The sequence below is a fragment of the Comamonas testosteroni genome (assembly GCF_030505195.1).
In the GTDB taxonomy this organism is placed as follows: Bacteria; Pseudomonadota; Gammaproteobacteria; order Burkholderiales; family Burkholderiaceae_C; genus Comamonas; species Comamonas testosteroni_G.
This window is the reverse complement of sequence record NZ_CP129672.1, coordinates 5,631,364-5,644,714: the sequence shown is the minus strand read 5'-3', so window position 1 is coordinate 5,644,714 and position 13,351 is coordinate 5,631,364. Positions and strand designations below refer to the sequence as shown.

The 13,351-nt window shown below is 57.1% G+C and carries 11 protein-coding genes; 9 read left to right on the top strand and 2 right to left on the bottom strand.

The window, feature by feature from the left end:
* The first annotated feature begins 141 nt into the window (after nucleotides 1-141).
* A complete protein-coding gene (locus QYQ99_RS26135; RefSeq protein WP_003052290.1) occupies nucleotides 142-825 on the top strand; it encodes a heavy metal response regulator transcription factor in 684 nt (227 codons plus the stop codon).
* Nucleotides 826-2,229 carry a heavy metal sensor histidine kinase gene (locus QYQ99_RS26130; RefSeq protein ID WP_003052293.1) on the top strand — a complete coding sequence of 468 codons (1,404 nt, stop codon included), beginning with the start codon at nucleotides 826-828 and terminating at the stop codon, nucleotides 2,227-2,229.
* A gap of 40 nt (nucleotides 2,230-2,269) precedes the next feature.
* On the opposite strand, the gene QYQ99_RS26125 is transcribed toward QYQ99_RS26130, so the two are convergent.
* Entirely contained in the window at nucleotides 2,270-2,554 is a 285-nt protein-coding gene (locus QYQ99_RS26125; RefSeq protein ID WP_003052296.1) for a heavy-metal-associated domain-containing protein, read from the bottom strand.
* A gap of 297 nt (nucleotides 2,555-2,851) precedes the next feature.
* Here QYQ99_RS26125 and QYQ99_RS26120 point away from each other — a divergent pair, with 297 nt between their 5' ends.
* The 6 genes from QYQ99_RS26120 to QYQ99_RS26095 all read left to right on the top strand — a co-directional run bounded on the left by QYQ99_RS26120 (nucleotide 2,852) and on the right by QYQ99_RS26095 (nucleotide 11,714).
* A complete protein-coding gene (locus QYQ99_RS26120) occupies nucleotides 2,852-3,196 on the top strand; it encodes a DUF4148 domain-containing protein (protein ID WP_003052298.1) in 345 nt (114 codons plus the stop codon).
* Nucleotides 3,197-4,217: 1,021 nt separating this feature from the next.
* The gene (locus tag QYQ99_RS26115) at nucleotides 4,218-5,438 is read left to right on the top strand and encodes an ISL3 family transposase (RefSeq protein WP_302089465.1); all 1,221 of its coding nucleotides are present in this window, start codon (nucleotides 4,218-4,220) and stop codon (nucleotides 5,436-5,438) included.
* Nucleotides 5,428-6,666: a TolC family protein gene (locus tag QYQ99_RS26110; protein WP_302090659.1), complete on the top strand. Its 1,239-nt coding sequence runs from the start codon at nucleotides 5,428-5,430 to the stop codon at nucleotides 6,664-6,666. The genes QYQ99_RS26115 and QYQ99_RS26110 overlap by 11 nt, the downstream gene beginning before the upstream one ends.
* Nucleotides 6,663-8,183, top strand: coding sequence for an efflux RND transporter periplasmic adaptor subunit (locus tag QYQ99_RS26105; RefSeq protein WP_302090658.1), 1,521 nt, complete (start codon nucleotides 6,663-6,665; stop codon nucleotides 8,181-8,183). Before QYQ99_RS26110 ends, QYQ99_RS26105 begins: the two co-directional genes overlap by 4 nt.
* A complete protein-coding gene (locus QYQ99_RS26100) occupies nucleotides 8,180-11,350 on the top strand; it encodes an efflux RND transporter permease subunit (protein ID WP_302090657.1) in 3,171 nt (1,056 codons plus the stop codon). The genes QYQ99_RS26105 and QYQ99_RS26100 overlap by 4 nt, the downstream gene beginning before the upstream one ends.
* 25 nt (nucleotides 11,351-11,375) lie before the next feature.
* Entirely contained in the window at nucleotides 11,376-11,714 is a 339-nt protein-coding gene (locus QYQ99_RS26095) for a copper-binding protein (RefSeq protein ID WP_019042264.1), read from the top strand.
* A gap of 313 nt (nucleotides 11,715-12,027) precedes the next feature.
* Here QYQ99_RS26095 and QYQ99_RS26090 read toward each other — a convergent pair whose 3' ends face one another.
* A complete protein-coding gene (locus QYQ99_RS26090) occupies nucleotides 12,028-12,411 on the bottom strand; it encodes a winged helix-turn-helix domain-containing protein (protein ID WP_302090656.1) in 384 nt (127 codons plus the stop codon).
* Between the two features lie 72 nt (nucleotides 12,412-12,483).
* On the opposite strand from QYQ99_RS26090, the gene QYQ99_RS26085 reads away from it, so the two are divergent.
* Nucleotides 12,484-13,296, top strand: coding sequence for a sulfite exporter TauE/SafE family protein (locus QYQ99_RS26085; RefSeq protein ID WP_302090655.1), 813 nt, complete (start codon nucleotides 12,484-12,486; stop codon nucleotides 13,294-13,296).
* The last annotated feature ends 55 nt before the right edge of the window (nucleotides 13,297-13,351 follow it).

Sequence of the window (13,351 nt, the reverse complement as noted above, 5' to 3'; positions counted from 1 at the left end):
GGCTTCCCAGGAGGGAACAACAAGGCCGTGTTGAGCCTTTCTATCGCCAGGATTTCAGGAACATTACATTTTTCTTATCTTCATGTCAGAGGGCATCAAACTCGGCACACTCTTGATCGTCCACTGCAGCGGAGCGAGTACATGAGGATTTTGATTGTCGAAGATGAGCCTAAAACAGGTGAGTACCTGCGCCAAGGACTGACCGAGGCTGGCTACATTGCTGACCTCGTCCCAAATGGCTCAGACGGCTTACATCTGGCCCTGCAAGGTGAATACTCCTTGGTGATCTTGGATGTCATGCTGCCGGGCCTCAATGGTTGGCAGGTGCTCCAGTCTCTGCGTGATCGGGGACTACATATGCCGGTCCTGTTTCTTACTGCACGGGACCATGTCGAGGACCGTGTCAAAGGTCTAGAGCTCGGCGCAGATGATTACCTGGTAAAGCCGTTTTCGTTCGCAGAGCTACTCGCCAGAGTTCGCATCATTCTGAGACGTGGACATCCGGCCAACGAAGGTACTACTCTGACTGTTGCAGATCTTGAGCTAGACCTGCTGCGTCGTCGCGTATCTCGCAATGGCAAGCGTGTTGACCTCACAGCCAAAGAGTTCGGACTCTTAGAGTTGCTGATGCGCCGACATGGTGAAGTGCTGCCACGTTCATTGATCGCATCGCAGGTATGGGACATGAATTTCGACAGCGACACCAACGTCATTGAGGTGGCCATGCGCCGTCTGCGAGTCAAAATTGACGAAGGCCACTCGATCAAACTGATCCAGACCGTAAGGGGCATGGGCTATGTGCTTGAAGTCCCTGAGGAGGAATAGGTGCAGCGTCTCACTCGCAAGGGAAAGCTCTCTTTAACGAGCCGTTTGGCACTATTTTTCACGGCTGTTGCGGCAGCCGTAGTGCTAGGTCTAGGCGGCCTATTCCTAGTCGTTACAGAAAAGCATTTCGTGGAATTGGACCGAATGACGCTTCAGGACAAGCGACATTTGATCGAGAAAATTCTCCAGAACACCAAGTCGGTCGATGATGCTCGTTGGCGTTTAAATGAGGCACTGAACTATCACGAGGATCTTCAAGTCCAGGTGAAAGATGCCCAAGGAGAAACCGTATTTCAATCGCCCGCATCCGGCTTTGCAGTGCCGGATCGCAACTCGGCTTTTATCGACAAGGAAGGATCGTTTGGGGTGTGGCGGCATGCAGACGCAGAATTCCACATCTTGAGCTTTGAGACGCTACCGGCCTACGCACCGTCACCATTAAAGGTACTGATCGCTGCAGATACCAAGCATCACATTCAATTTCTCGACGGAATTCGAGCGAGCTTCGCGATTTATGTGATTGCTGCAATCTTGCTGTGCTCGCTTCTGTCTTGGCTCGCCGCTCGACAAGGGCTGGCACCGCTGCGAGAAATGAAATCACGGGCAGCTGTTGTGACGGGGCAGAAGATGAGTGAGCGCATGCCGGTCGAGGCTGTGCCCGTTGAAATGGCCGACCTGGCGCATGAGCTCAATCGCATGCTGGATCGGTTGCAGGACGATTTTCAACGGCTGACAGATTTCGCGTCTGATTTGGCCCATGAACTGCGTACGCCCATCAGCAACCTGTTGACGCAGACTCAGGTTGTGCTGGCGTCCAAGCGTGATGCCGCGACATACCGAGACATTCTTGCCTCTAATGCCGAAGAGTTTCAGCGTTTGGCTCGCATGGTGTCAGACATGCTATTCCTGGCCAAAACTGAACGGGGCGTAAGCCTGCCGCGCAAGGAGCAATTCTTCGCAAAGCAAGAAGCGTATGCATTGCTGGAGTTCTACGAGGCTGTCGCGGAAGAAAAGCAAATTCATTTGAAGTTAAAAGGCGATGGACTCGTTGATGGTGATCGGCTGATGTTCCATCGTGCTGTGAGTAATTTGCTATCTAATGCTTTGCGCTACACGCCGCAGGCAGGCATGGTCACCATCGACATTGCGGCCTCCGCTTCCTGGACACTTGTCACTGTGGAAAATACAGGGCAGGACATTGATCCCAAAGTCCTGCCCAGGTTATTTGACCGCTTCTACCGAGCTGACCCTTCCAGGGCTCATCCGGACTCAGACGGTAGCGGATTGGGTTTGGCAATCACCCGAGCAATTGTCGAAGCCCATGGAGGCTCCATTACCGCCACGTCAGCCGATGGACGAACTCGCTTCACCTTGAAATTCCCCACTCCGCAGCCGACTTCCTAAGCAGATCAGAAAACAGGCTTTTCTTGAAAGCAAGAAGACACTATCCGCAGCAAGATGTCTTTACTGAAGTGGAGTCGCAGCATTTCGTCTGCGGCTTCTCAGCATTTGCCTGCTCGGCTTCGGCTAACGCCAATAATTCTGGAGTGTATCCAGCGGCCTGGATAGCCAACATGTAGTCGGTGTCGCTCAGATCGCCGGAGACTTGCACCGTTTTATCTCGGGCATTCACTCCGATCTTTGCTTCATCATCGATTGCCAAAATGGAGCGCTGAATCCGCGGGGCACAGGCACCACATTTCATGTCATTGATGCGAAAAATAGCCATTACGTACTCCTTTAAAGCTTGTGGCTAAAGTCTCATCCTTCACATGATGTGAATGTCAAGCATCTAGCTGCACAAGCACTGGAGCACGCTGTGTACGTCAACTACGTTGGTCTTCACTTTTCGCTTAGGGCTTATTGGTGTGCAGATTTGGGATAAGAACTGTCGCGAAAAAGCTGACAACAATGTCACCGGACAGTCCTGATTTTGTTGGGCTCCGATTCTTAAGATCAACCCATCTTCTCCTCACCTTGATCAAGGTCCAGGAGATGTGTTCATCAACTGTCTTAGGAGCCAACCATGTCTCAAAACCGCATCTCCATTTCCTCTGTACTCGCAAGCGTTGCTGCCGTTGTCACCCTGGCTCTTCCTGGAATGGCCTCTGCAGCCTACGAGCATCCAGCCAACAATGAACAAGGCGTGATCGTGCATCCGGAGCACTTTGTAAGCCAGAAAACCCGAGCTCAAGTCAAGGCCGAGACTGAAGCTGCCATGAAGCAGGGCCGCCTTTCTTACGGTGAAAGCAATTTCCCCCGTGGAACTCCCGAGACAGGATCGAGCAAAACCCGCGAGCAAGTGATCAACGAAATGCGTAATGAATCGCCAGCTGAGCGAGATGCTCGCCTCCAATCATTTGCAGGCTGATCTCCATCAAAGACGCATGCATCGTGGATGCAGCTCTTTCTTGCATCTTTGTTCCGATCTACCGCAGAGGTCTCAATCAACAGAGGCCTCTGCATGTAGAACATCAGCTTGAGCAAACTACAAATTGCCCGGAAGAATTTCGGCCCATATGATCGCAATCGTCACACATGGGTTGCCGACACTGGGGTCAACGATGCGCCGACTCAACGAGGTAGATATCGCTATCGAGCATCACGTTGTATGTGTCCTCATCCATTAACTTGAGGATGGGACAGGACACCGCCTTCTTCAGAACTGAGTTGTGCATACGGTGTCGCGCTTCATTCAGACACAGCTTTAGCGTTTGCTCCTAGGATGCGAGTTAACCACTGGCTTGCCGAAGATCTGTAGCATTTAAAGATCGGTAGTCACGTATGGCCATCACCGCGTACCCCTGGTAGATTGACTACACTAACTGCTCCCATGCTACGAAGTCGCATTCACCGCCTATCCACCGCAGTCCTTGTGGTGCTTTCGCTGCTGTTCGCACAGCTGGCGTTGGCGGGTTACGTCTGCCCACAGGAGGAAGGCGTTGACGCAATGACGGCCAGGATGGAGGCCGGCATGCCATGCGAAGGTATGGACCAACAGCAACCGGTTCTGTGTCATCAGTACACTAATGCCCCGGATGTGACCTTCGAGGCAGTCAAACTGCCCGTGGCGTCATTACCTGCCATCGTGCAGGTGTTGGAGCTGCCGCTAGTGCTCGAATTTGATGCTGCACTTGCAGTGTCCTGGCCCATCACCTTGGAGGTTCGACCGCCTCCGGACCCTCTTTTTCTCTCTACTCTCAGACTCAGAGTCTGATCACTCCGTCGACTGACTGGTGCTGGCATGGCTTGTCCATACGCCGGCAATGCCCTCGTTCGTCCACGGAGTTTCCATGACCCCTATTTTTTGGTTCATCGAGGAATTTCGTGGAGATAAGCCCGTTCGTTTTGTAATCTGATGGCAACGACACTGACATCGGAGAACAAATCAAATGCTGGACTCGAAGTTATTGCAGGCTCTTGGCGGCTGGGAGGGCTACGTGGTTGAACGTGTGCAGTGGCCCCAGGGCGATAGCCGCACCGTGTCGATTTATCTGAAGCCGCAGGCCAGCGTCATGCATTGCGAGCGCTGCGGTGCGCAGTGCAGCCAAGTCCATGAGACCACGACACGGCGCGTGCGCGATCTGGCATTGTTCGAGTACAGAGTGGTGCTACATGTGCCGCGTCGGCGTCTGTGGTGCGATAGCTGTGGTGGCCCGCACCTGGAGAAACTCAGCTGGCTCGGTCGCTACCAGCGCGTCACAGACCGTCTGGCGCAGGCGTGCAGCCAGTTGCTTCGCAGCAGCAGCATCAAGGCGGTAGCGGCCTTCTTCGATCTGGGCTGGCACACCGTCAAGTCCATCGACAAAGCCTTGCTGCTGGCCAACACTGCGCAGCCGCAATGGGATCAGATCGAGTACCTGGCGATGGACGAGTTTGCGCTGCACAAGGGCCATCGCTACGCCACAGTCGTCGTCGACCCCATCAGCCGGCAGGTGCTGTGGGTGGGGCAAGGGCGCTCACGCGAGACGGCCCGCCAGTTCTTCGAGCAGTTGCCCGCTGGCGTTGCCCAGCGCATTCGCGCAGTTGCTATCGACATGACTACGGCTTACGAGCTGGAGATTAAGGCCCACTGCCCTAACGCCGAGATCGTCTATGACCTGTTCCATGTCGTGGCCAAGTACGGCCGGGAGGTCATCGACCGAGTGCGTGTCGATCAGGCCAACTTGCTGCGCCAACAGCCCTCAGCACGTAAGGTGCTCAAATCCAGCCGCTGGTTGCTGCTGCGCAATCGCAACAAGCTGCAGCCTCAACAAGCAGTGCAACTCAAGGAACTGCTGGCGGCCAATCAACCATTGATGACGGTATACGTCTTGCGCGACGAGCTCAAACAGTTGTGGTTCTACCGTCGTGCGACTTGGGCGCATCGCGCCTGGCGGCACTGGTGTGATCAAGCCCATCAAAGCGGCATTGCCGCACTGAGCACCTTCGCTCAGCGCTTGCAAAGCTACCTGCACGGGATCATCGCCCGATGCAGGCATCCGTTGAACACAAGTGTTGTGGAGGGCATCAACAACACCATCAAGGTCATCAAGCGCCGGGCCTATGGCTACCGCGATCAGGACTACTTCTTTCTGAAGATTCGGGCAGCATTCCCCGGTAATGCGCGATGAACCTATTTTTTTGCGAGCAGCCTCCTTGGCTGCCGTCTTTCTGCCGGCCGTTGCTGCTGCAGAATCGATTTCATTCAACCAGGCAATAAGCTTGGCCGTCCAACGCTCCGAAGCAGCCCGCGCAGCCCAGGCGGCGATGCAAGGCTCTGTCCATTCCATACAGGCTGCGGGTCAGTTGCCAGATCCCATGCTGCGGGCCGGCATCGACAATTTGCCGGTTACCGGCTCAGACCGCTTCAGCGGTACCCGTGAGTCCATGACGATGAAGCGCATCGGTATCAGCCAAGAGTGGCTCTCCGCCGATAAACGAGCCGCACGCGAAGGTGCGGCTCGTGCACGGGCCGACCGCGATGCCGTACAAAAAGACATTGCCGAAGCCGAGGCTCGCCTGCAGGTCAGCATGGCGTATGTCGATGCTTGGTTCGCCACTGAAGCACTCAAGCTAACCACACAAACCGAGCATCACTTGCACGAGGAGCTGAATGCGGCAAAAAGCCGCATAGCAGCTGCCACAGGCAACAGCGCAGAAGCGTTGCAGCTCCTATCCGCCAAAGGGATTGCAGAGGATGAAAGCGAAGAGGTTCGCCAACAACAGTCTGCAGCCATGGTCAGTCTGCAACGCTGGATCGGCATTCTTCCCGATGCCCTCAACAAGCCACCTGCCTTCCCTGCTCCCGAGGAACGGGACTACGTGGAGAGATATCCAGCCGTCGCAGGCCTAAAAAGCGACGTCGAAATTGCTCGCCAGAGTGCAAACGTCGCAGCCAAGGAGCGCTCTCCCAACTGGACCTGGGAAGTGTCGTACGGCCAGCGCACTGGCTATTCCGATTTGGTTTCAGTCGGCGTCAGCATCCCGCTCCAAATCGCACCAAGCCAGCGCCAAGACCGCGAAACCTCGGCCAAGCTGGCCATGGTCGACAAAGCAGAGGCTGACCTGACGGAGGGAATGCGCGCAGCCATGGCCGATTACCGCACCTTGACTAGCGACGCCGCGCGCCTGCAGCAGCGTATCGAGAGATACCAAGGCTCCGTAGTGACTCCGGCCAGACAGCGCACTTCCGCCGCCCTGGCAGCCTACCGCTCAAATCAATTGGCCCTGACCGCCGTGTTTGAGGCACGACATGCCGAGGTCGAAGCTCAGAGAAAACTCCTCGCATTGCAGCGTGATTTGCTACGTACACAGGCCCAACTGAACCTCAAACCCATCGCTCAGGGAGGTGCCCAATGAAGCGCACAGCACTGGTCACTTCATTGGTTACGGCAGGCGTACTGCTGGCAGCCGGTGGCTTCTTTATTGGCCGCTTGACCTCCGAAGGCGATGCCCCCCAGGCCGTAGCCGCCTCGGAATCCAAGGCTCCCACAGGCGAGCGCAAGATCCTCTACTGGCATGACCCCATGGTACCGGGACCACGCTTTGACAAACCGGGCAAGTCGCCATTCATGGACATGCAATTGGTGCCCGTCTATGCGGGCGATGCCAATGACACAGGTGTCAAAGTCAGTCCAACGGTGCAGCAGAACCTCGGCATTCGGACCGCGACGGTCAAGCGAGCCGACATCGGCGCGTCGTTCGACGCCGTTGGAACGGTGCAGTTCGATGAGCGTCTGAGTGTCGCCGTTCAGACCCGTGTTGCCGGTTATGTCGAGCATTTGGCTGTGCGCGCTCCCATGGAGCAGGTTCGCAAAGGTCAGGCTTTGGCCATCATTTTTGCGCCGGAGTGGCTGGGGCCACAAAACGAACTGCTCGCACTCAAGCGTTCAGGTGTACCCCAGGAGCTTATTACGGCAACCCGTGAGCGCATGCGCGCCATGTCCATCCCCGCAGAACTGGTACGCAAGAGTGAGGAAACCGGGGTCGCCCAGGCTCGCTATACCTTGCAGGCTCCGGTAAATGGCGTAGTGACGGAACTTGGTGTGCGAGATGGAGCCCAGGTGTCGCCTGGCCTTACGTTGTTCCGTATCTCCGGCCTAGAGAAGGTCTGGGCCGTGGCTGAAGTGCCGGAAGCACAAGCCGTACGCCTGACGCGTGGCCAAAGGGTCAAGGCCGTTCTGCAAGCCGATGCATCCCAAACCTTCGAAGGCGAGTTGAAGGAAATCCTGCCACAGGTCAACGCCAGCACGCGCACCCTGCAAGCGCGATTCGAGGTCGATAACCGCAGCGGCAAACTGATCCCCGGATTGCTGCTGCGCCTGCAGGTCGGCGACGTTCCAGCCTCGCGCCTGGTCCTGCCTGCCGAAGCCGTCATCCGTACCGGCACCCGTGCATTGGTCATCGTCCGCAAGGAGTCTGGCAATTTCGAGCCTCGGGAAATCAAACTAGGCGAGGACCTGGGTGATCAATTGGAGGTGCTGCAAGGATTGCGCGAAGGCGACGAAGTGATTGCCAGCGGCCAATTCCTGGTGGACTCGGAAGCGCGGCTCAAGTCAGCCCTGGGAGCCATGGAAGCCGGCCAATCCCAACCTGTGCCCGCTACGGCCACCGAAGCCCCGGACATCTACCGCGCCGAGGGCAAGGTGGAGAGCATCGATGACGACGGGATCACGATCTCGCATGGTCCCGTACCCAAACTCAAGTGGCCCGCCATGACAATGAGCTTTGGCAAGGCCGACTCGATGACGCTCACGGGTTTAAAGCCAGGAGATCTGGTGCGCTTCGAGTTCCGAAAAGGCGGGCCTATGGATTGGGAAGTCGTCTCCGTGCAGAAAAGCGGCAGCGACGCAGGAACCACCGGAGGCGCCAAGTGATTGCTACCCTGATCCGTTGGTCCATCGCCAACCGCTTTTTGGTGTTGGTCGTCACAGCGTTCCTTGTGGCGGCAGGCATCTGGTCGGCATCTCGCACTCCAGTCGATGCACTGCCAGACCTGAGCGACGTGCAGGTAATCGTCCGCACCACCTATCCAGGCAAACCACCTCAGGTGGTGGAAGACCTCGTGACCTACCCGCTGACCACGACCATGTTGAGCGTACCTGGGGCTAAAACCGTCCGAGGCTATTCGTTCTTTGGCGACTCCTTCGTCTACATCCTGTTCGACGACAAGACCGATCCGTACTGGGCACGGTCACGGGTGGTGGAGTATCTGAACCAGGTGCAAAGCCGCTTACCAGTAGGTGCGATAGCCGCGCTAGGCCCGGATGCCACAGGTGTGGGCTGGGTCTACGAGTACGCGCTGGTCGACCGCAGCGGCCATAACGATATTGGACAGCTGAGAGCCCTCAACGACTGGTTTCTTAAATTCGAGCTGAAAACCGTTCCGGATGTGGCAGAAGTCGCCAGCATCGGCGGCATGGTCCGTCAATACCAGGTGGTTCTCGACCCGGACCGGATGCGAGTGCTCGGCATTACGCAGTCCATGGTCGTGCAGGCTCTGCAGAAGGCCAATCAGTCGTCGGGCGGTTCGGTAGTGGAAATGGCCGAGACCGAGTACATGGTGCGCTCGCGCGGATTCCTTCAATCACTGGAGGACTTCCGTACCATCCCGATCACCCTCAGCGGAGCGACACCCGTGCTGCTGAGAGATGTGGCCATAGTCCAGATAGGCCCGGAAATGCGCCGAGGCATCGCCGAACTGGATGGCGAGGGTGAAGTCACGGGCGGCGTGGTGGTCATGCGCTCCGGCAAGAATGCCCGCGCCACCATCGAGGCGGTCAAAGCGAAGCTGGAGGCGCTCAAACCCAGCCTACCAAAAGGTGTGGAGGTGGTGGAAACCTATGACCGCTCCAAACTCATTGATCGTGCAGTCGACAACCTGCGTGTCAAGCTCCTGGAGGAGTTCGCCGTCGTCGCCGTCGTCTGTGCCATCTTCCTATTCCACCTGCGCTCCGCGCTGGTGGCTGTTGTAACCCTGCCTATTGGGGTGCTAGCGGCTTTTGGCGTGATGCACTGGCAAGGCGTGAGCGCGAACATTCTCTCGTTGGGCGGTGTGGCCATTGCTCTAGGGGCTATGGTCGATGCCTCGGTGGTCCTAGTCGAAGCTGCGCACAAGCATCTAGAGCACTTTGAAGAACGACATGGACGCCCACCGTCCGTGGCCGAGCGCTGGGAACTGATCGCGCAATCAGCCGTGGAAGTCGGCCCTGCGCTGTTCTTCTCGTTGCTGGTCATCACGTTGTCGTTCCTGCCCGTGTTCACCCTAGAGGCCCAGGAAGGACGGCTGTTCTCACCACTGGCTTTCACCAAGACCTACGCAATGGCTGCTGCTGCTGGCTTGTCGGTGACTCTGGTTCCAGTGCTGATGGGATACCTCATTCGAGGACGCATTCCAAAGGAAACTGCGAACCCTATCAACAGAAGCCTTATCGCCATTTACCGGCCTGCTTTGGAGTTGGTTTTGCGTTTTCCTAAGTCCACGCTGCTGGCAGCGGCATTGGCCCTGGCCATCACCGCAATTCCGGTCATGCGGCTGGGCGGTGAGTTCATGCCGCCGCTGGACGAAGGCGATCTGTTGTACATGCCCTCGGCGTTACCTGGTATTTCGGTCTCAAAGGCCGCAGAGTTGTTGCAACAGACAGACCGGCTTATCAAGACAGTGCCCGAGGTTCAGCGTGTGTTCGGCAAGGCGGGACGAGCAGATACTGCGACCGATCCTGCGCCGCTGGAGATGTTCGAGACCACGATCCAGTTCAAGCCACGTGAGCAATGGCGTCCTGGCATGACCCCTGAGAAGTTGGTTGAAGAATTGGACCGGGTGGTCAAGGTTCCGGGTCTATCAAACGTGTGGGTGCCCCCGATCCGCAACCGCATCGACATGCTGGCCACCGGCATCAAGAGTCCCGTCGGCATCAAGGTCGCCGGACCAGACCTCGCCACCATCGACAAGCTCGCGGCACAGATTGAATCCGCCGTGCGCGGAGTGCCTGGTGTTTCTTCCGCGTTGGCCGAACGCTTGACAGGGGGCCGGTACATTGACGTAGATGTGGACCGACAAGCCGCTGCACGGTTCGGACTTTCTGTGGCAGACGTGCAGGCGGTCATATCCACAGCCATCGGTGGCGAGAATGTCGGAGAAGTCATTCAGGGTCGAGAGCGTTATCCAGTGAACGTCCGCTACCCGCGCGAAATCCGCGATTCGCTGGAACGCCTGCGCAAGCTGCCTTTCGTGACAGACAAGGGTGCCACCGTGCTCCTGCAGGACGTCGCCAAGATCGTCATCGCAGAAGGCCCACCCATGATCCGCAGTGAAAACGCACGGCTCTCGGGCTGGGTCTATGTCGATGTACGTGGCCGGGACTTGCGCTCCGTCGTCCATGACATGCAAGCCATTGTTGCCAAGCAGGTGGCTATGCCTGCCGGCTATGCCCTGTCGTGGTCTGGCCAGTTCGAGTATTTGGAGCGGGCTACGGAACGCCTGAAAGTCGTCGTACCACTCACTCTGGCCGTCATCTTCATGCTGCTCTACGTCCTGTTTCGCAGTGCAGGCGATGCCGCATTGGTCATGGCAGCGGTTCCATTCTCGCTGGTCGGTGGGTTCTGGTTCATCTGGGCGCTCGGTCACGCGGTGTCGGTGGCCTCTGCCGTGGGGTTCATTGCCCTAGCCGGCGTTGCCGCCGAGTTTGGCGTCGTGATGCTGGTCTACCTGCAGAACGCCTGGAGACAGCATCTAGCCTCAGGCGAGCCGGACAATGAAGAAACGTTGCTGGCTGCCATTCGAGAGGGAGCCGTCATGCGCGTGCGGCCAAAGGCCATGACCGTGGCTGTAGTCATGGCGGGTCTGCTTCCCATTCTGGTTGGACACGGCACCGGCTCGGAAGTTATGACCCGCATCGCCGCTCCGATGGTCGGCGGCATGGTCACAGCCCCGCTCCTAAGCATGCTGGTCATCCCAGCTGCCTGGTACTTGATCCATCGCAAGCGTCCAACTGCAGAGCGCCCCCCCTCAAACCTTGAAGCATCTGCAATCAAGGCTTCATAACCATTACACCTTGGAAGATAGAACCATGAAAACAGCCCACATCCTTACCGCAGCCGTCGCGTTAGCAGCGTTCACAACAACTCATGCGCAGGACATGAAAATGCCGATGCAGCCTGCAGCCCGAGCCACTTCGGCCAGCATGCCCCTCGTTGATGGCGAGGTTCGCAAAATCGACGCTCAAAAGAACCTCATCGTATTGCGTCACGGAGATATTCCGAACCTGGCCATGCCTGCCATGACCATGGGATTTGAGGTAGCCGACAAAAAGATGCTCGACGGCCTGAAGGTCGGCGACAAGGTTAAATTCCAGGCCGAGGCTATCAAGGGCAAGGCGATGGTCACGGAACTGAAACCGAACCATTGATAGAAAAAGGGACTGCCATGTAAATCGCAGTCCCTTTGTTGTAAAGCCTCGTTTAAACCGCAAACCCTGATAGCTATGCATCAGGTCTGCTATCCGTCATTGCGCTATATTTTCCGGCTCCCGTTGAGCATTTCGGAAAAGGAAGGCCTGCGCGAACAGAATTGCAACAGTCCTGCCGCCTAAGCGGTAGTTAGTGTGTTGCAACGACCGGTTGAATCCGCCGCCGGTAGCTGCCAGCTAGCTAAGCCAGCTCACGACCGTTACGGTCAAGCATGTTTCCAAAATACCGGCCGCTCAATCTTGCGAGGTTGTTTCAGTCGGTGCGTACTCGCGGGTGCAGCAGCGCGATTAGGGCGGGCAACTTCTCGTTGATGGCCTTCATCGCGGCACTTTCGCTCTCTCGGTAAAGCTTCAGAACCTGTTGACCCGTATCTGTGAGCGAGGCACCGCCGCGGGAGGCACCTCCGCGCTGCGTCTGCACCAACGGTTGTATGAAGTCTTGGTTCATTGCGCTGACCAGCACCCACACACGCTGGTAGCTCATTCCCAGACGCCGCGCGGTCTCTGCCAATGAGCCCGTCTCATGCACTGCCTCAAGGATGTCGGCTTTGCCTGGTCCGATGGCAACGCTGTGATTCAGTTCGATACGGAACTGCGTTGTTCCGTCCTGGGGCTTTGACCTGAGTGTCGCTTTCATGGATTGATTGTCCATTACAAACGTCGGCCCGATATAAACTCGGAGAACATATCGAGAACTTAGGGAGGAACAATGCCTGAAGCAGTGGAAGTTACGAATTCAAGTGCAACGCGCCTAGCCAGCGCTTTGGTAGCAGGATGCGCTGTGGGTGCTTTAGGCGGGCTCATTGGGCTAGGCGGTGCGGAGTTTCGCCTTCCGCTGTTGATTGGCCTATTTGGCTTTGCAGCACTACACGCTGTCATTCTGAACAAGGCGATGAGCCTGTTTGTAGTGGCCAGTGCTTTGGTGTTCCGTAGTACCTCTATTCCCTTTAGCGATGTGGCTGCGCAGTGGCCCATCATCGTGAATCTCCTGGCGGGTAGTCTTGCCGGTGCCTGGCTCGGCGCCTCCTGGGCATCCAAAATGCGCGGTCGGACGCTTTATCAGGTACTCGCTGTCATGCTGGTGGGCATCGCTGTCGTTCTTCTGGTTGGTCACGGGCACGCTTCACGCGAGCCCTTAGTCACTGGCGTTGCCCAACTCATTGCAGGAGTTGTCGCTGGCTTTGGCATCGGTGTGGTGGCATCCATCATGGGGGTGGCGGGAGGTGAGCTGCTCATTCCGACGCTGGTGCTGCTCTTTGGCGTGGACATCAAGCTCGCGGGTTCGCTATCGTTGGCCGTCAGCTTGCCAACGATGGTTGTGGGCTTCGCGCGATACAGCCAAGACCAGGCCTTTGGCATTCTCCGCACGCACAAGCGTTTTGTGCTGGCAATGGCTGCGGGGTCCATCGCAGGTGCTGCCATCGGCGGGAATTTGCTGGGTGTCATTCCGTCCAGCATCCTGCTCCCAGGACTTGCTGCCATCCTGCTGATTTCGTCAGTGAAGGTGTGGCGACACAAATAGCGAGCGTCTAAGACTGCTCTTGCGCAGGTCTATGGCAGCTCATCTAATGACTGCT

Coding starts and splice junctions, on each gene's coding strand:
- QYQ99_RS26135 (WP_003052290.1), top strand. CDS start 142: ATGAGGATTTTGATTGTCGAAGATGAGCCTAAAACAGGTGAGTACCTG.
- QYQ99_RS26125 (WP_003052296.1), bottom strand. CDS start 2,554: ATGGCTATTTTTCGCATCAATGACATGAAATGTGGTGCCTGTGCCCCG.
- QYQ99_RS26120 (WP_003052298.1), top strand. CDS start 2,852: ATGTCTCAAAACCGCATCTCCATTTCCTCTGTACTCGCAAGCGTTGCT.
- QYQ99_RS26115 (WP_302089465.1), top strand. CDS start 4,218: ATGCTGGACTCGAAGTTATTGCAGGCTCTTGGCGGCTGGGAGGGCTAC.
- QYQ99_RS26110 (WP_302090659.1), top strand. CDS start 5,428: ATGCGCGATGAACCTATTTTTTTGCGAGCAGCCTCCTTGGCTGCCGTC.
- QYQ99_RS26105 (WP_302090658.1), top strand. CDS start 6,663: ATGAAGCGCACAGCACTGGTCACTTCATTGGTTACGGCAGGCGTACTG.
- QYQ99_RS26095 (WP_019042264.1), top strand. CDS start 11,376: ATGAAAACAGCCCACATCCTTACCGCAGCCGTCGCGTTAGCAGCGTTC.
- QYQ99_RS26090 (WP_302090656.1), bottom strand. CDS start 12,411: ATGAAAGCGACACTCAGGTCAAAGCCCCAGGACGGAACAACGCAGTTC.
- QYQ99_RS26085 (WP_302090655.1), top strand. CDS start 12,484: ATGCCTGAAGCAGTGGAAGTTACGAATTCAAGTGCAACGCGCCTAGCC.